The following is an 18,531-nucleotide window of genomic DNA, read 5'->3' on the forward strand; positions in this document are numbered from 1 at the left end:
AATTATATTAATATATTTTTGTAAAAAAAAAAGATTAGGTGTTTTTTTTTACCTAATCTTCTTATTTCTTAACTATGATGCGTTTTGATACTAAAACAAGGTGTTTTGAGTACCATCTGATGGAGGAACCATACCTAAATGTTCATAAGCTTTTAACGTGACTTCTCTGCCCCTTGAAGTTCTTTTGATGAATCCCTCTTGAATTAAAAATGGCTCATAAACTTCTTCAATTGTTTCAGCTTCGTCTCCGCAAGCAGTGGCAATTGTAGTGATACCTACTGGACCTCCCTTGAACTTTTCAATGATTGTAGATAAAATACGATTATCCATTTCATCTAATCCGCCTTGGTCTACATTGAGAGCACCAAGTGCCATTTTTGCAATGTCCAACGTAATGGTTCCGTCCCCTTTAATTTCTGCGAAATCACGAGTTCTTCTCAACAAGTTATTGGCAATACGTGGAGTGCCTCTACTCCTCCTTGCAATCTCAAAAGCAGCGTCATCATTGATGGGTGTTTCTAATATATTTGAAGATCTTTTTACAATGGAAGTCAACAATTTAGAATCATAGTACTGCAACCTTGCATTGATGCCAAATCGAGCTCTTAAAGGGGCTGTTAGAAGACCAGATCTTGTAGTTGCTCCAATCAGTGTAAAAGGATTTAGGTCAATTTGAATTGTCCTAGCGTTTGGACCAGAATCAAGCATAATATCAATTCTGAAGTCCTCCATAGCAGAATACAAATATTCCTCTACAACCGGATTCAAACGGTGTATTTCATCAATAAATAAAACATCATTGTCTTCTAAATTGGTAAGTAGTCCAGCCAAATCACTTGGTTTTTCTAATACCGGACCTGATGTGATTTTGATTTCGGCTTCCATTTCATTGGCAATGATATTGGAGAGCGTCGTCTTACCCAATCCTGGAGGTCCATGCAATAATACATGATCTAAGGGTTCTCCTCTTTTTTTGGCTGCAAGAACAAATATTTCTAAGTTTTCAACAATTTTTTGTTGACCGGTGAAGTCATCAAATGAGAGAGGTCTTAATGCTCTTTCAACATCCCTTTCTGCATCTGAAAATCCTTCATTATCTCCTTTTAAGTAATCTTCTCTCATTATTAGTGAAAAAACTTTCTTTGATGTTTTCCTTTGGTGAAATCGATCTGTTGCAAATTAAAATAGATGATTTCCATTGTTAAGAGCATGTTTAATGCATTATTTCTGATTCTAAGCATTGATTAAAACAGACTCTAAAACAAAGTTAGTAAAATGTTTGCTCTAATTTGAATTTGGAAAGTGGTATAGGTCTGCTAACTTTATATACTTATTATAAAATAACACAATGATAAAGTTCTCAGCGTTCGAATTAGATAACGGCTTGAAAGTTTATGTTCATGAAGACCATAATATCGCTTCGGCTGTTTTAAATATAATGTATGATGTGGGGTCGAGAGATGAGGATCCAGAAAAAACAGGTTTTGCTCACTTATTTGAGCACTTAATGTTTGGTGGGTCCATCAATATTCCTTCTTATGATACTCCTCTTCAGAAAGTTGGGGGGACTAATAATGCATTTACTTCACCTGATATAACAAACTATTATATTACTTTACCTGCTCAAAATCTTGAGACTGCTTTTTGGTTGGAAGCTGACAGAATGTTGAGTTTATCGTTTGACCCTAATGTATTAGAGGTACAGCGTAAAGTAGTAATTGAAGAGTACAAACAGCGTTATATTAATCAACCTTACGGAGATGTGTGGCATCATTTGAGAGATCTTGCTTATAAAGAACATTCCTATCGATGGCCTACTATTGGTAGAGAAATCAAGCATATTGAAGAGGCCACGATGGAAGATGTAAAAGCATTTTTTCAAAAATATTATGTACCTTCCAATGCAGTGATGGTAGTGGCAGGAAATGTGAAGTTGGAAGAGGTGAAACAGTTGGCTAAAAAATGGTTTGAGCCTATACCTTCAGGTAAAAAAACAAAAAGAAATATTCCAGTTGAACCTATTCAAGTGGCACCAAGAAGAAAGATTGTGGAAGAAAAAGTTCCATTGGATGTGCTTTATAAAGTATGGCATATGGAAGGGAGGTCACAAGATGGTTATTACACAACAGACCTAATTAGTGATCTTTTAGGAAGAGGGAAGTCGTCATTACTTTATGAGAAATTGGTGAAGGACACGAAAGTTTTTTCTGGCATCTCAGCATTTATTACTGGTTCATTTGAGCCAGGTTTGTTTTGTATTACTGGAAAAACAGCTGACGGAGTATCTTTAGAAGATGCAGAAGGTGAACTTCAAAATGTGATTGATGGCTTTATCGACTCAAAAGTAGATATAGAAAATTTAGAAAAAGTGAAGAATCAAGCGGAATTTTCAATGACATATGGAAAAACCGAAATTCTACCGAGGGCCATGTCCATTGCCTATGGAGCAATGCTTGGAAACCCAAACTTGATCAATGAAGAAGAAGAGAAGCTAAGAGGGGTCACAATCGATCAAATAGAAACAAAAAAGAGTACTTTATTCAATCCGAATAATAGCTCAACATTATTTTATAAGGCAAAACGATAATGAAGCAATTATCTATTTATCTGTACTTAATTTTTTTAACTTTCATTACTCCAATTCATTCAACATTTGCTCAATTGGGAGGAAGTGAAACCTATAGTTTTTTAGGAGTACCTACCAATGCACGTCAAGTTGGTCTAGGAGGTTTTTTAGTGTCTTCAGGAATTGATGATCCCAATGCCATGTTTTATAACTCGGCTCTTTTAGGAGATGAATCAGTCAACAAAGTCACTTTTAATTATTTTGATTATCATACTACCGCAGGCTTAACTTCATTAGGTTATGCTCATAAAGTTGGAAAAGGGATTGTTGGAGTCGGCATGGGATATATGGGGTATGGAAGTTTCGATGGTTTTGATGATCAAGGCAATTCCACGGGAACTTACACGGCTAATGATTTCTGGTTTCAAGGAAGTTATACAAGAAGGCAAGGTGTATTCTCGATGTCTGCAAATGTGAGATTTGCGGCCTCATCCATTGAAACTTATAAGTCAAATGCATTAATGTTTGATTTGAATGGAGCTTTTATACACCCAACAAAAGACTTAGTTGTGGGTTTAGTAATAAAGAATGCAGGTTTTGTAATGAGGGATTATCAACCAAATGATAATTCTGAATTACCATTTGATACTCAGTTAGGTATATCTTTTAAACCGGAAAGAATGCCAATCCGTTTTTCGATTACCTATCATCATTTGCATCAGTTTGATATTACCTATACTGACAGTTCATTGAAAGGAGAAAAAGACGCTTTTGGCAATGATCTTTATACAGAACCGGGTTTTGCTGACAAATTGTCACGTCATTTTAGCTTTGGCGGTGAATTTGTTTTAGGAAAAGTGCTTAACCTTCGTGTCGGCTATAATGTAATGCGTAGGAAAGAAATGGTAACCCAAGGCGTGAAAGGATTAGCTGGAATGTCAGTAGGAGCATCATTGAAAATTAAAAAGCACATTGACTTTGGATATAGTGCCGCTTGGTATCACGTTGCAGGAGCAACCAATAGTTTGACTTTAGCAGTTGCCACATCAGGCTGGGATAAAAGAAAAAAGACGGTCATTGAATAGGAGTAGAATAAAATTTTCTCATGAAGAGTTTCTCCGTATATTCAGAATCCATTGCTAAGAAATTGAAGTTATACAAAAGATAAACATAGCATGTTAGAGAACTCATCATATTTAACCCCAAGAGAGATTGTTGCAGAATTAGACAAATACATTATCGGTCAAGACGATGCTAAAAAGAATGTAGCCATTGCTCTTAGAAATCGTTGGCGTAGAATGAACGTAGCTGGCGATATGCAAAAAGAGATCATGCCTAACAATATATTAATGATTGGTTCTACTGGTGTTGGTAAAACAGAAATTGCCCGCCGTTTAGCAAAGGTCGCTAAGGCACCATTTGTAAAAGTAGAAGCATCAAAATTTACAGAAGTTGGTTATGTGGGTAGAGATGTGGAAAGTATGGTACGTGACCTTGTAGAACAAGCCGTAACAATGGTTCGAGACCAGAAAAAAGCATTAGTAGAAGAAAAAACAGCTCAAGCAGTAGAGGATGTGATCTTAGATGCTTTGATTCCACCTTTAAAAGGAACACCTTCAACAAATAATGGTGAGTATGTTTCTCAAGATCATGAATTGAATGAAAAAACGAGAGAGCGTTTTAGAGAAAAATTACGTACAGGAGAACTTGAGGAAAGAAAAATCGATGTAACTGTAGATAAAAACGGAGGAAATCTTGGTTTTATTGGAGGATCACCGATCGATGAAGGTTCAATGATGAACATTCAAGAAATGATCAACGGTATGATGCCAAAGAAAACGAAGAAGAGAAAAATGACGATTGCTGAGGCTCGTAAAATTCTTGTTGATCAAGAAAGTTCAAAATTGATTGACATGGACGAGGTGAAGGATGAAGCTGTTCGTTTAGCAGAAAACTCTGGTATTATCTTTATTGATGAGATTGATAAAGTAGCAAGTGGTGGCAATAAAAATGGTGCAGATGTATCACGTCAAGGCGTACAGAGAGATTTGCTTCCAATTGTAGAAGGTAGTACTGTAAATACGAAGCACGGTATCGTGAAAACAGACCACATGCTTTTTGTAGCAGCAGGAGCATTCCACGTTGCTAAACCTTCTGACTTGATTCCAGAATTACAGGGACGTTTCCCTATCAGAGTTGAGTTACAAAGCTTAACAGATAAAGACTTTAAAGTAATCTTAAGACAACCGAAAAATGCATTGACTAAACAGTATGAAGCATTATTAGGTTCTGAAAATGTTCAATTATCATTTAATGAAGATGCTTTAGATGAAATTGCACGTTTAGCTTATGAGATCAATGTTGAAGTAGAAAATATTGGAGCGAGAAGATTACACACGGTAATGTCTCACTTATTAAACGACCTATTGTTTGATGTACCAGATGTAATTGGTGCAAATGCTCAAATCGTAGTGACAAAAGAAATGGTCAATGAAAGACTTTCAAGTTTAGTGAAAAACAGAGACTTAAGTCAATACATTATCTAAGTCTCAAATTATAAAAGAGAATTAGAATAATAAATCCCAATCTCATTCATTTGAGGTTGGGATTTTTGTGTTTTAGCCTAAATATTAAATAAATACAATTTTTTCTTCTATCTATGTGAAGGATATTAAGATAAAATTATGTAATATTATAAAGGAAAATTAACCTTTTTTCATCTTCGATAGAAAAAGATATTACATTCTACTAAGACTTTAAACAAAATATAGGACTGACAAAGCGTTTTTCATGAACTCTTTCTACCATCAACACTCTATTGGCAAATGACCTATTATTGATTTGAATATAAGTTTTACTTTATAGTTCAAATTTCTTAATACATCACCCTCTGATAGATGAACCTATTACTTTAAGGCATTAATATAGAAAGTGCATATCTCTTCAATAAATGAACTGAAAGCAAATTATCAAAGATGAACTTAAATGTAGACTTCTATTATTAAACCATCCTTAACTAATGAGACTTAGAACAATCTTATGTTGCTTGCTCTCTGTATTATCGATCTCAATCTCACTTGCACAAGAAAGAGTAGTAACAGGCACAATTACTAGTGAAGGCGACCCATTACCAGGTGTAACCGTCGTTGTCAAGGGTACAAGGCGAGGAGCTGTATCCGATGTCAATGGAAACTACAAAATAGCACTTCAGCCAAATGATAAGGTGCTTATGTACAATTTTATTGGCTTAAAATCACAAGAAGTAGAAGTAGGAAATCAATCTAAGATTGATGTAGTCATGGAATCTGATACCGAACAATTAGATGAAGTGATTGTCACTGCGAATGCCATTGAACGTGAAAAACGAACACTGGGTTATGCTGTTACTTCTGTTAAAGGAGAAGAAGTGGAACGAGTAAAGTCAACGAACTTCTTGAATTCTCTTTCAGGGAAAGTACCAGGAGTACAAATTTCTCAAGCCAGTTCAAACCCTGGTGGTTCTACCAGAATCGTAATCAGAGGTACAAACTCATTAAGTGGAGGAAATCAACCACTCATGGTGGTAGATGGAGTTCCGGTGAGTAATGCCAATGTCTCGACAGGTAGTGGAATCCAAGGAGCATTTGATGCTGGTAATGGTGCAGGAGAAATCAATCCGGCAGATATTGCTTCTGTTACGGTATTGAAAGGAGCTTCTGCCGCGGCACTTTACGGATCGAGGGCGGCAAACGGAGCCATCATTATTACGACCAAAAGGGGTAAGGCTTCAGAAGGACCAACTGTGAGTATTAGTTCAAGTTTTAGAGCGGAAATGCCTAACCGATTACCTTCTTTTCAAAATGAGTATGCACAAGGTTCTTATGGCAAGTACGATAAACGATTTGAAAATGGATGGGGACCAAAAATAGAAGGTCAGATTGTTCCTTCGTATAATTATACAGCAGATACAGCAGATTTACCCGAAAGTCAGTGGCCTTTGGAGACACTGACTGCATATCCAGATAATGTAAAAGATTTCTATGAAACAGGTACTTTATTTATCAATTCTATTGATGTATCGAGTGCTACAGAAAAAGGCGATTATAGACTTGGTTTTACATCAATGAACCAAAAAGGTATTGTTCCTGGAGCTGGACTAGATAGATATACATTTGCGATCAATGCAGGACAGCAGTTGAATAAAGTGATTAAATCACGTGTTGGTATTAACTATGTAAAGTCGGAGACAAGAGGATCTGTTTCTCAAGGAGGCAACTCCCCAAATGTTTTGACGACGATTATTAATGGCATCCCAAGAACAACTTCTATTCAACGCCTTCAATTAGTAGATGGGGAACAAAATCCTATAGGGCGTTTCTCCAATAGCCCATATTGGGTAGCCGAAAAAAATGGTAATGATGTTAATTTAAATCGTTTCTTCGGTTTTGGAATGTTAGAAGCTGATGCAACAGATTGGTTAAGTTTTAGAGCAAGAGTAGGTTTAGATTATAGAGTCGATAAAAGGTTTAGAAGATCAGCAAAAGGAACATTAGGGGCAATTAATGGCTCATTTACTACAGATGATTTAGAAAATACAGAGCTGACAACTTCATTAATGGCTACTATTCAAAAAGAATTTGCAGAGCGCTTTAAGTTGACGGCAATTATTGGTCATGAATATAACAGTAGAACGTTTCAGAGAAGTACACTAAATGCTTCAGAACTTTCGGTCTCTAACTTATATGCTCCAACTAATGCTAAAAATACAACAAGTACAGCGGATTATGTGGAATCAAGACTCCTTGGATTGTATGGAGATATCTCATTGACTTACAATAATTATTTGACGTTGAATGTCACAATGAGAAACGATTGGTCGTCCACACTTCCTAAAAATAATAACTCTTATTTCTATCCATCAGCGAGTTTATCATTTGTATTTTCTGATGCATTTAAAATTCATAATGATATTTTCTCTTTTGGTAAGCTTCGTTTGAGTGCTGCACAAGTGGGTAATGATACTAATCCTTATCAATTGGATTATAATTACTTTCCACTATCATCTTATTTCGGTCAGTATGGCACCACAAACAACTACCCTTTTAATGGACAAACAGCTTACTCTGCAACAAGTGTGATTCCACCAGACAACTTGGTGCCAGAACGTCAAAATTCATGGGAAATTGGAACAGAACTTAGTTTCTTTAATGGAAGAGTGGGAGTTGATTTTACTTACTATAATATAGAAACAACGAATCAGATTTTGGCAGTACCAACACCAGAATCAACAGGGTATGCTAGTAAAAGAGTCAATGCCGGTTCAGTAGCCAACCAAGGAATTGAGTTATTACTTTCATTTATTCCGGTACAGACTAAATCATTTGAATGGACTTCTCAGATCAATTTTACTAAAAATGAGAATGAGGTGACTGAATTAACGGAAGGTTTAGAAAAACTTCAGATTGCCTCTGGTTTTAATGGTGTTTCTGTAGAAGCTGTTCCTGGAGAGTCACTTCAATTACAAGGTGTAGGGTTTAAGAGATCTGAGACTGGAGAAATACTAGTTGATCCAAAAACAGGTCTTAGAATGCAAGGTGATGAACAAACCTTTGGTGAAATACAACCGGATTTTCTTTTAGGCTTCCAAAATAGCTTTACATATAAAGGTATTACATTAAACTTTTTAATTGATTGGAATCAAGGAGGTAAAATGGTTTCAAGAACAGTTGGAGATTTAAGGTTTAATGGTTTAGCAGAAGAAACTGCTGTAAATAGAGAGCAAGTATTTATTGATAAAAACGCTTATATCGAAAATGGCGATGGATCAGTGAAGCCTAATGACATTGCCGTAACGCATCAAGATTACTGGCAAGCGTACGCTACAAGTGGCATAGCAGAAGGAGCTGTATTCAATAAGACATATGTCAAACTTCGTGAGGTGAGTTTATCTTATGCATTACCCAAAACGCTTTTAAAGAAAACAGGCTTTATTAAAAGTGTTGCAGTAGGTTTTGAAGCCAGAAACCTTTGGCTTATCTATAGTGAAATTCCTCATATTGACCCAGAAACCAGTTTGTTCCAAGCAGCAAGTGACGCTTCGGGAGCTGTTGAAATGGGTAGTTTGCCTTCTACGAGAAGTTTTGGTGGTAATCTTAAATTAGTATTCTAGAACAATGAAGATGAATAATAAATATAGCAACCTATTGACAAGAGTATGTTTGTTAGTTGCACTTACATTCAGTTACTCTTGTGATAGTATTTTAGATATAAATGAAGATCCTTTTGCTGCTGGTGATGATCAAATTGCCGAACAGCCAGGATTACTAATGACAACAATCATGACTAGAGTAAGTTCTGATAGAGTCATTGAAACCAATTTATTTAACCGTTGGGCACAACATTATGTAGGAGCTGGAGCTGGAGTTTTATCTTCGGCTGATAATTACTCAATTCCTTCTTTCCCTCAGACTAACACATGGTCAACGTATTATGTGAGTGCTTTGAAAAATGCGAGTAGGGGAGAACTATTGGCAAACCAAGTGGGAGAAATAAATACCGCTTCTCAATTCAAAATAATGCAAGCATTTGCCTTTTATCATTTAACATTGATGTTTGAAGATGTTCCTTTTACTGAGGCATTGAATACAGATATTCTTTTCCCGAATGGAGATTCACAAGAAGAGATCTTGAAAGGAATTGTAGATATGTTGGATGATGCTGTAAATGATTTTGACTTAGGTGACCCGGCAAAAGTAGGAGGAGAAGATTTACTGTTTCAAGGTGATTTAAACCGATGGATAAAGTTTGCAAATTCTTTAAAAATAAAAGCTTTAATTCTTATTGCGGCTAAAGATGAAGAATACGCTAAACCAAAATTAGAAACCGCTTTCAGACAAGAACATGTTGAAAATTTAGCAGACGAAGTAGTGCTTAATTATTATGAAGATCTTAATAATGCGAATCAGTTTTATAAACTTCACTTTCAGTTTGCAGGAGGTCAAAGTTTATTTTTCTATGCAAGCACTCCGTTCATCGATTTATTGCGAGGTACGAATGACCCTCGATTGGATATTTTTTATGATCGTCCAGAGGGTGTGGTAGATGCAGTTCCGCATAGAGGAGTAGATCCAGGTGCAAGCTCGTCTTTTACTTCAACCTCGGCTTTAAGTTTAAATTTTATTACAGCTACAACTCCCGATTTTTGGGTAACTGCAGCTGAACTGAAATTTATGAGAGCAGAGGCAATTCTTAGAGGTTGGATTCCAGGTACAACTTCCGATGCTAACGATTATTATAGAGAAGGAATTGTTTTCAATATCATTCATCTAAATTCATTAGCATCTGTACAAGACAATGGAAGAGGAATCACTCAATTTGAATATGATACTTATAATGGTGCTTTACCTGATTTACAAACACTATCTCCTAGTAATGCACTTAAAGCAGTTCACCATCAAGGATATGTGGAGACTTTCCATAGAGGAATGGATGCATGGACTTATGTGAGAAGGACTAATTACCCTGAAAATCCTCCACTTCCTGTAGATGCTGTATTAAGTGAACATATTGCTCGATTGCCTTATGCTCCGAGTGAGATTAGTGCCAATCCTAATATCCCAGAACAAAAACCTTTGGATTCTCCAATGTGGTTTATGACATCAAATTAAACCTAAGAAACAGATGAAAAAATTATTAACAATAGGGCTTTTATGTATGGGAGTTTTCTTCCAAAGTTGTGAGCTTTATGATACCTATAAAGATGAAGTAGCAGCAGAGTTTATTGGAGAAACTGTTGCTTTTTCAGTAGCGACACCAAGTGGCGAAGCAGATTCTGTAAAAGAAAATTCTGTTCCTTTGAGTTTGGAAGTTAGAATGCCGATGGCAATCAATACCACTAGAGGAATTGAGGTGACGTATTCCTTCGGAGGTGTTGCCACTTATGGGGTTGACTTCACCGCAAAAGCGATTGAAAGAAATAACCCTAATGCTGAAGATGTAACAGAAAAATTTGCGACAGCTGCAGGTGGTCAATTCATCATTAAAAACAGAACTATATCACAAGATGATGATGGTGAACAGAATTTTACCAATACTAGAAATACCGCAACTATAGAAATTTCTCCTTTAGTTGTACAAGGTGTGGATAAAGAGGGAGGTAAAACATTGGATATCATTTTGGAATCGGCAAGAAACTTAGATGATGGAGAAGAAATTACAGTCGGACAAGGTGGAATAAGAAAGGTTTATAATCTTGTTATTGAAGATATTCATTGTCCAACTCGACTAGATGGTACTTACTCGGCAAAAATGACAACAGAGGAAGGTACTGTAACAGTAGATGATGTCACACTTACTACGGTAGATCCATTAGCAAACCCCGATGATATTTGGGGATTGTATAATATTTCGAATATCGCAGGTGATTTCCAAGATATTCCTTTTCAGATCATAGACCAATGTGGTGAGTTCTTAGGTCCATCAGATAATTATATTTCTCTTCAAGGAGAAACGTTAGAAGGTGGTGAAATTTCCTTAGAGGTATTATTCTCAGATGGGACAACAACAAAACAATGGGTACTTGTTCTTACTAAAAAGTAAACAGCCATGAAAAAAGAATATATATATAAAATACTCCTATTCATGGGTAGTCTCATGTTGGGGGACGAGGTGTTGGGACAACAGCAACAATTGATGTCTTCTCCTTCGCAAAAGTGGATTACTCCTTCTATCCAAACTGCTCCTAAAAAGATTTTTGTGAGATTTAAAGACCCGAAAGATGTTTCATTTGCTTATATGAATGCTGGTCAACAACAGTTTGTAAGTAGTGAAAAAAGAAGAATTTACAACTTGTTGACTGATGCAAGAATCAAAAGGGTGATGGAGCCGATGTCTGTACTGAAAAATAGTGTTTCTGATGTATTACAGATTACCCTTTATGATGAATCAGAGGTGGAAAATTTCCGTAGAGAATTAAATAATGATCCCAATGTAGTGTACGTGGAAAGTGTACCGCTCCCTATACAGTTTAATGATCCAAATGATCCATTGGCTCAAGATCAATATCATCTTGAATTAGTAGGAGCGTTAGAAGCTTGGGGAAAAGCTAAAACGTTTGAAGGGCAAAGAGATGTTGTACTTGCAATAGTAGATGATGGGGTTCTAATTACACACGAAGATTTAGCAGCCAATATATTTATTAACGAGGGTGAAATTCCAAACAATGGAAGAGATGATGATAGAAATGGCTACATAGATGATTATCAAGGTTGGGATGCATCAGGAGATACCTATAGTAATGGAGATCCTGATCCGAATCCACCAAGAAGTGAAGCGAGTAGGTTTAATTTTTCTCATGGAACACATTGTGCCGGAATTGCTGGAGCAGTAACCAATAACGGGACAGGTGGTGCTTCGGTGACCAACAATGGTGTGAAAATTTTAGCAATCAAAGCTACTTCAGATGAAACACCTGATGCACGAGCGATTACAAATTCAACTGAGGCACTGATGTATGCTATTGAGATGGGAGCAGATGTGGTGAGTATGTCGTATGGAAGTTATTTTTATTCGGCTACCGTAGCTAGAATGATTAAAGAAGCAACAGAAGAAAAAGGGATGTTATTCATTGCAGCAGCAGGTAATGATAATGTTAATTTACCAAGTTATCCGGCAGGGTATGATAATGTAATTGCGGTGGCCAATACGACAAGTAATGATGTGAAAGCCCCTTCTTCACAATATGGCCCTTGGGTAGATATTTCAGCGCCCGGTACTGATATTATTAGTACTGTAGCCGCTGATAATGGTAATCCTGCTGGAGATTACGCTCCATATACAGGTACTTCGATGGCTTGTCCAATGGTAGCAGGAGCAGCTGCTTATTTAAAAACGCAGAATATAAACCTTACTCCGGAACAATTGACAGCGGTTTTAATGGGTACATCAACAGATATTAACCCAAGGAATCCAAACTTCCAAAATGCTTTAGGAGCAGGTAGAATCAATATGAGTGCGGCTATGGATGCCTTACAGTCGAATCGACCATTAGCCGCTTTTAATATTCTTTCAGATAATGGCATAATCAATCAAGCACTAGAATTTGAAAACCTTTCTTTTGGATCTAACTTAACTTATTTCTGGACTTTTGGGGATGAAACAACATCCACTGAAGAAAACCCTACTCATACTTATTCTTCATTGACGGATTTAGGTTCATATGTCATCACCTTGACAGTAAGAGATGATCAAGGTCGAGAGAATACATTTAGGAGAGCGATTAGAATGACAGAAGGACCTCCCAAAGGTCCTGAGGAGACAGTACCATTTTCGAATGATTTCCAGTTAGATACTGGAGGGTTTGTGACTGAGACTGTTTACTTAGATGGTGGCGATGGAGATGATATATGGGAATGGGGTCGAGCAAGAGGTGATCGTATTAATAGTGGTGACTCATTGACTTGGGCTACAACCTTAGCTGGAGGTGTTCCTTTAAGATCGTTTGAAGCCTACTTGTATACTCCTACATTTGATTTGACAGAGGAAGGATTTGAATATAAAATTAACTTCTTGAAAAGTATGCATATTACGTACTGTAATGCTCCTGCAGCAGCAAAAATGGAGTATACAACAGACAACGGAGGAACTTGGAAAGTATTAGGTGATGCTTTTGATGGCTATGGAACAGGATGGTATGATAAAAGTCCGGAAGATGCTTGTGCAATTCATCCGATTATTTTTCAAGATCAGTTAGGGTGGCTAGGGAATTATGATCGAGATTCTACTTCTTATAATGTCTCTTTCCTTACAGGAAATAAAGTCAGGTTCCGATTTATCTACAGAATGGAATCGGCCTTCTTGATTGAAGATACTGATGATGGATTTATGATCAATGACTTTAACCTTACGAAGAAAGAACCAACGGGTGAATTCACCTTGAATACAGACATTGCTTATGTGAACAGAGAAATAAATTTTGTGTATAATTCTGGTGGTGCAACAACTTACGCTTGGGATTTCGGCGATGGTGGTACTTCAACGGAAAGAGATCCTATGCATACTTATACAACACCTGGTACCTATATCATCAAACTGGAAGTGGATAATAATCCAGCCTCAGCCTATCAAGATACTTTAGGTATTTTAGGGGTGAAAGAAGCTCCATTCTTAGCTTCAGATGGAGGTGATTTAGAATCAGACGAATTATTATTTTATGCTTTAAACATCGCTGGAACAGAACTGGAGCTTGGTAACTCTACCATAGATGGAAAATCAGGGACTACAAGTGGTGATAATGCGTATGTATTAGGACCTGATACAGCAGGGTATGAAATTCCTACAGGCTTTTATTTATATACTTCCGTTTTCGATTTACCTGGAGACCAAGAAGACTTTGACTCCACTCAGATGTTTACTTTCCAATTGAAAATGGATGTAGCCAATAAGATTGATGGTATGAATGTAGATGTCACTGATGATTATGGAGAAACCTGGCGCCCATTGGGCTTTTTCAAGGATCAATCTTGGACAAATGAACTGTCTACTGAAGATTATTGGGGGGGTGAAAATATACCTATCATGACAGGCTCTACGAATGATGAATGGGTGACTAAGTTTATTCCTTTGGCAGGATTTGAAGGGGAAAAAGTAGCAATGCGTCTCTTCTTTGTTGGGGTATCGCAAGACTCAAGTGGAGGTATTGGTTTTGCTATGGATGATTTTGAAATAAAAGATTATACTCCAACAGTCGGTACTCTGAATTATTCAGTGGATAAAACAGTCGTAGGCTTAAACGAGAAAGTAACTTTTACAAATGCATCTACTACCGATGGAGCGTTGATTGGTTGGGCATTTGAAGATGATCCTAATGAAGACTTCATTGTTCGTTTTGGAGAAGGACCTCATGAAATAGAATACACCGCAGAAGGTCGAAAAAGCATGGCAATGTTTGTAGTAGGAACAAATGAGCAAAGAGAATTTTCAAATGTGGTCAATGTGACGACTTCATCATCTTCTTCAGTGACAAGTATAGAGGGAAATATCACTTATAAGTCACCGATCATTTATCCTAATCCAAGCCTTGGTAAAGATTTATTTATTCTTTCAGAGCTTGGGATTAATTCAGTAAGTTTATTTAAAACGTCTGGAGAAAAAGTAAATGTATCTATCGAGTTACTCAGTAATAAATTAGATATTTCCCAGTTAAATGAGGGAGTTTATATTTTACAACTTGAGAGGGAAGATGGGAAAGTTTTCCACAAGAAGTTTATCAAAAAATAGAAATTAGTGGAGAGCATGTTGAAAAGCATGCTCTTTTTTATAAGTACTAAGTCAAAAATAAATCATAGTTCATTCTAATTTATTTTTTGTGAGTACAACGCTAAGAAACGTATTAATAGTGGTTCTATTAAAAGTTTTTAGAAGGATGTAATCGCAAAACAATAAATAGAATTAGTATTTGATAATTTTGAATTTGTACTTATCCAATTTTAACTATTTCTAAATTGAGAAGGAGTTTGTTCTGTATTTCTTTTGAAGTATTTATTGAAATGGGAAGTGTCTTTAAAATCAAGCTTATAAGCAACCTCATTAATAGGAAGGTTAGTATACAATAAAAGGCGCTTAGCTTCTTTAATAATATATTCACTAATCACTTTTGAGGCAGCTACTCCAATAGCTTGTCTACAGATTGTATTGAGGTTTTGTGGAGTTGTATTTAGTTTTTCAGCATAATAGTGAACACTATTGTGAATAACTTCTTCATTTTCTAACAAACTTTTGAAATCTACAAAAATGGAAGGCAAATTAGTTTTAATGTTACTCACAATGGGTGAAATTGTGGTTAAAGTTTTAGCAAATAATGCTTTTAATAAACCTTCAACAATAGTTTGTTGATAACTATTGGATTTTTTCACTTCCTCTACCAACAATTCAAAGATGATGTTGATTTTTTCATATTCTTTGACATCTACACAAACCTGATTACTGAGTTGAGCAATTAATTTTTCAAGCTCTTTGTCTACTGATTTTTCCAAAAAATCTTTTTTTAGAATGATGACATACCCTTTAGGTGGAGAAGTAATATCCCAACAATGGAGCTGATCTTTACGCATAAAAAACATTGTTGGTGGCTGTATTTCGAATGTGTCGTTGTCAATAATGTGTGTGCCCGAACCTTCGTATAAGTAAATGATCTCAAAGTATTTTAGATGCTTGTGAGGCTGGGTCTTTCTTATACTACCTTTAAAAGGCTCAATTTTGATATTGCCTTTACTTTGCAGTTTATCTTTTATTTCTATTTCCATTTCCATTTCAAAACTAGGTCAATGTATTTATGGTGGACAAAAGAGCACTTTGTTCCACTACAATTGGGCTTTTAATACGTATTGAAGAATCAGATACAAAAAAGCGAGAGTACACCGAAGTCTACTCTCGCTTTTAAAGTTAAAACAATTCTTACAGAATACCATCAGTAGCTTCTGTAGGTTGTATATATTCATCTTTTAATGTAGAATCTGGTTCAGCCCCAAACTCTCCAAAGTTTTCAACATCATATTTGCTACAATCTAGCTCTACATTAATAGGCTTAGATGGTTCTGGGAATAAAGACCTTTTGTAGCCTAATTCATTCGTCAGCTTTTTGTCAGCATAAACATCTTCCATGAAATAAGCAAAAGCAGGAAGTGCTTGTCTTGCACCTTGACCGTATTTGATTGTTCTAAAGTGAATACTTCTGTCTTCACCACCACACCAAACACCAGTTACTAGGTCGTTAGTGAAGCCCATAAACCAAGCGTCTGAGAAGTTAGCAGTTGTACCCGTTTTACCTGCAACGTGGAAATCTTCTCTTGTTTTTTGATCTCTTCTGAAGTTATAACGAGTTAATCTTAATGCTGTACCTCCTGCTTCTTCTGAAGTACCTCTTAACATATAAGTCATTAACCAAGCCGTTTTTTCATTAAGAACTTCCTTTTTCTTAGGGATAAATTCTTTGAGCACACGACCATTTTTATCTTCAATTCTAGTGATGAATAAAGGTTCTGTCCAAACGCCTTTATTAATAAAGGTAGAGTACGCAGTAACCATTTCATATACGGAAACATCTTCAGTACCTAAACAAAGTGAAGGCACACCTTGGATAGGTTTTTTATTATACCCTGTTCTTCCTCTTTTCTTATCTTCATCAGTAAGCATGTATTCGAACATCTTATCTCTGATGAACTTGAAACCAAACTTATCCGCAGAGTAATTTGCCAATTCATTTGCTGTTAACTCTTTTACTAAATAAGCTGCTGCTGTATTGATCGATCTAGACATTGCCTGTCGCATTGTAAAAGTCTGACCACTGTAACGATCTGCATTTTTAGGAGTCCAAGGTTTATCTGATTTTGCTTCTTCAGCAGTGAAAGTAATTGGAATATCTACAATTGGGGAACAAGGTTGGAATCTATCTTCTAACGCTCTTGAATATAAGAAAGGTTTGAAAGTTGATCCAGGTTGTCTGTAGCCCAATCTAACGTGGTCGTATTTGAAATATTTGTAGTTAATACCTCCAACCCAAGCTTTAATTTCACCTGTTTTAGGTTCCATTGACATCATACCAATCTGTAAGAACATCTTATAATACTTTAGAGAGTCATAAGAACTCATCACGGTATCAATTTCATATGTTGGGCTATTCCAAGAGAAGACTTTCATCTTTTTCTTCACTTTCAATTGTTTATCAATTGCGAGTGAATCGTTTCCAATCTGCTTTCTTAAAGTTTTATAGACTTGAGTTCTTTTAATCGCTCTACCCATGAAGTTTGGAATTACTTTTCCTTCTCTATCTCTCCATGGTTCTCCTTGTCCTTTCCAGTGCTCGGCAAATAATGCTTGTTGTTCACGCATGTGTTTTTCAACAGCTTTCTCTGCATATTTTTGAACTCTAGAATCAATTGTTGTATATATTTTCAGGCCATCAGCATAAAGGTCTAAATCTTTTTCTCTACAGAATTTTAAAAGGTCCTTTACAACCTCAGCTCTGAAATAAGGAGCAATACCCTTATTATGGTTTTCTACATTATAATTAAGGACCATTTCTTCGGCCATTAATTTTTGTTCTTCCTCTTTTGTAATGTAGTTGTACTTCTCCATTTGAGAAATAACCTTATTACGAACGTAAACCGCTCTATCAGGATGATATCTTGGGCTGTAATACGAAGGTGCTTGAAGAATACCAACAAGAACAGCTGCTTCAGGAATACTTAATTGATCAGGGTCTACACCAAAGAAAGTTCTTGAAGCCACATGAATACCAAATGCATTTGAACCGAAGTCAACCGTGTTCAGATACATTGTAATAATTTCTTTTTTAGTATAAGAGGTCTCTAACTCAACCGCAACAATCCATTCTTTGAACTTATTGATCACTAGATTCAATCCTCTTACATCAGCAAGTCTACCTCTTAAGTTTTCCTCTCTCCTGATTTTGAATAGGTTTTTTGCAAGCTGTTGAGTAATGGTAGAAGATCCTCTTTTTGGGCCTTTCAAAACCACATGCTTGAACAAATAATAAGGCACAGCAAGGGTAGCTTTAAAGTCAATACCAGAGTGATCTCTAAAACGGATATCTTCAGAAGCTAGAAGTGCATTTAATAAATTGGGAGATAAATCCTCATATTCTGATCTTGTTCTGTTTTTACGGAAATACTTTCCTAAAAGTACTCCATCTGCAGAGTAAAGTTCAGAAGCTAGCTCACTTTTTGGGTTTTCTAAAATACTTGGATCAGGCAATTCACCATATAGATTAAACCAATTGTTTTTTAATGAAAAACCTAACAATATCATACTTATTACTCCGATGATAAATAGGATCCAAAGTGTTCGTATAGCTTTTAAATACATAAGTTTTTATTATTCATGGCTTAAGTAAAAGGACCAATAAAAATGACTAAACAAAAGTAAAAATTGTAATCAGTTGTGTGCTAGGACTTAAGCTAAATTGAGTT

At 36.1% G+C, this 18,531-nt stretch carries 10 protein-coding genes; 7 read left to right on the forward strand and 3 right to left on the reverse strand.

What is annotated here, in order from left to right:
- Positions 1-90: 90 nt before the first annotated feature.
- The gene (gene ruvB / locus IC221_RS02405) at positions 91-1,122 is read right to left on the reverse strand and encodes a Holliday junction branch migration DNA helicase RuvB (protein WP_188167429.1); all 1,032 of its coding nucleotides are present in this window, start codon (positions 1,120-1,122) and stop codon (positions 91-93) included.
- Between the two features lie 226 nt (positions 1,123-1,348).
- On the opposite strand from ruvB, the gene IC221_RS02410 reads away from it, so the two are divergent.
- The 7 genes from IC221_RS02410 (at position 1,349) to IC221_RS02440 (ending at position 14,821) form a co-directional block, all read left to right on the forward strand.
- Positions 1,349-2,587 (forward strand): pitrilysin family protein, encoded by a 1,239-nt coding sequence (locus IC221_RS02410; protein WP_188167430.1) that lies wholly within the window; start codon positions 1,349-1,351, stop codon positions 2,585-2,587.
- The gene (porQ, locus tag IC221_RS02415) at positions 2,587-3,651 is read left to right on the forward strand and encodes a type IX secretion system protein PorQ (RefSeq protein ID WP_188167431.1); all 1,065 of its coding nucleotides are present in this window, start codon (positions 2,587-2,589) and stop codon (positions 3,649-3,651) included. The genes IC221_RS02410 and porQ overlap by 1 nt, the downstream gene beginning before the upstream one ends.
- A 90-nt stretch (positions 3,652-3,741) precedes the next feature.
- Positions 3,742-5,112, forward strand: coding sequence for an ATP-dependent protease ATPase subunit HslU (hslU, locus tag IC221_RS02420; protein ID WP_188167432.1), 1,371 nt, complete (start codon positions 3,742-3,744; stop codon positions 5,110-5,112).
- 473 nt (positions 5,113-5,585) lie between these two features.
- Positions 5,586-8,714 (forward strand): SusC/RagA family TonB-linked outer membrane protein, encoded by a 3,129-nt coding sequence (locus tag IC221_RS02425; RefSeq protein ID WP_188167433.1) that lies wholly within the window; start codon positions 5,586-5,588, stop codon positions 8,712-8,714.
- Positions 8,715-8,724: 10 nt separating this feature from the next.
- Positions 8,725-10,212, forward strand: coding sequence for a SusD/RagB family nutrient-binding outer membrane lipoprotein (locus IC221_RS02430; RefSeq protein WP_188167434.1), 1,488 nt, complete (start codon positions 8,725-8,727; stop codon positions 10,210-10,212).
- A 13-nt stretch (positions 10,213-10,225) separates the two neighbouring features.
- Positions 10,226-11,143: a hypothetical protein gene (locus tag IC221_RS02435; RefSeq protein ID WP_188167435.1), complete on the forward strand. Its 918-nt coding sequence runs from the start codon at positions 10,226-10,228 to the stop codon at positions 11,141-11,143.
- Between the two features lie 6 nt (positions 11,144-11,149).
- Positions 11,150-14,821, forward strand: a complete 3,672-nt coding sequence (locus IC221_RS02440; protein ID WP_188167436.1) for a S8 family serine peptidase — start codon at positions 11,150-11,152, stop codon at positions 14,819-14,821.
- Between the two features lie 209 nt (positions 14,822-15,030).
- Here the strand turns inward: IC221_RS02440 and IC221_RS02445 are convergent, their stop codons facing one another.
- Together IC221_RS02445 and IC221_RS02450 are read right to left on the reverse strand one after the other, a co-directional pair.
- Positions 15,031-15,846, reverse strand: coding sequence for a helix-turn-helix domain-containing protein (locus tag IC221_RS02445; RefSeq protein ID WP_223241269.1), 816 nt, complete (start codon positions 15,844-15,846; stop codon positions 15,031-15,033).
- Positions 15,847-15,997: 151 nt separating this feature from the next.
- The gene (locus IC221_RS02450) at positions 15,998-18,427 is read right to left on the reverse strand and encodes a transglycosylase domain-containing protein (protein WP_188167438.1); all 2,430 of its coding nucleotides are present in this window, start codon (positions 18,425-18,427) and stop codon (positions 15,998-16,000) included.
- Positions 18,428-18,531: the final 104 nt, after the last annotated feature.

It is taken from the genome of Flammeovirga sp. EKP202 (assembly GCF_014534745.1).
Lineage (GTDB): Bacteria > Bacteroidota > Bacteroidia > Cytophagales > Flammeovirgaceae > Flammeovirga.

Bases quoted from the DNA above. Each gene is read 5' to 3' on its own strand.
- IC221_RS02440 (WP_188167436.1), top strand. From the start codon at position 11,150: ATGAAAAAAGAATATATATATAAAATACTCCTATTCATGGGTAGTCTC.
- ruvB (WP_188167429.1), bottom strand. From the start codon at position 1,122: ATGAGAGAAGATTACTTAAAAGGAGATAATGAAGGATTTTCAGATGCA.
- porQ (WP_188167431.1), top strand. From the start codon at position 2,587: ATGAAGCAATTATCTATTTATCTGTACTTAATTTTTTTAACTTTCATT.
- IC221_RS02410 (WP_188167430.1), top strand. From the start codon at position 1,349: ATGATAAAGTTCTCAGCGTTCGAATTAGATAACGGCTTGAAAGTTTAT.
- IC221_RS02425 (WP_188167433.1), top strand. From the start codon at position 5,586: ATGAGACTTAGAACAATCTTATGTTGCTTGCTCTCTGTATTATCGATC.
- IC221_RS02445 (WP_223241269.1), bottom strand. From the start codon at position 15,846: ATGGAAATAGAAATAAAAGATAAACTGCAAAGTAAAGGCAATATCAAA.
- IC221_RS02435 (WP_188167435.1), top strand. From the start codon at position 10,226: ATGAAAAAATTATTAACAATAGGGCTTTTATGTATGGGAGTTTTCTTC.
- IC221_RS02450 (WP_188167438.1), bottom strand. From the start codon at position 18,427: ATGTATTTAAAAGCTATACGAACACTTTGGATCCTATTTATCATCGGA.
- hslU (WP_188167432.1), top strand. From the start codon at position 3,742: ATGTTAGAGAACTCATCATATTTAACCCCAAGAGAGATTGTTGCAGAA.
- IC221_RS02430 (WP_188167434.1), top strand. From the start codon at position 8,725: ATGAATAATAAATATAGCAACCTATTGACAAGAGTATGTTTGTTAGTT.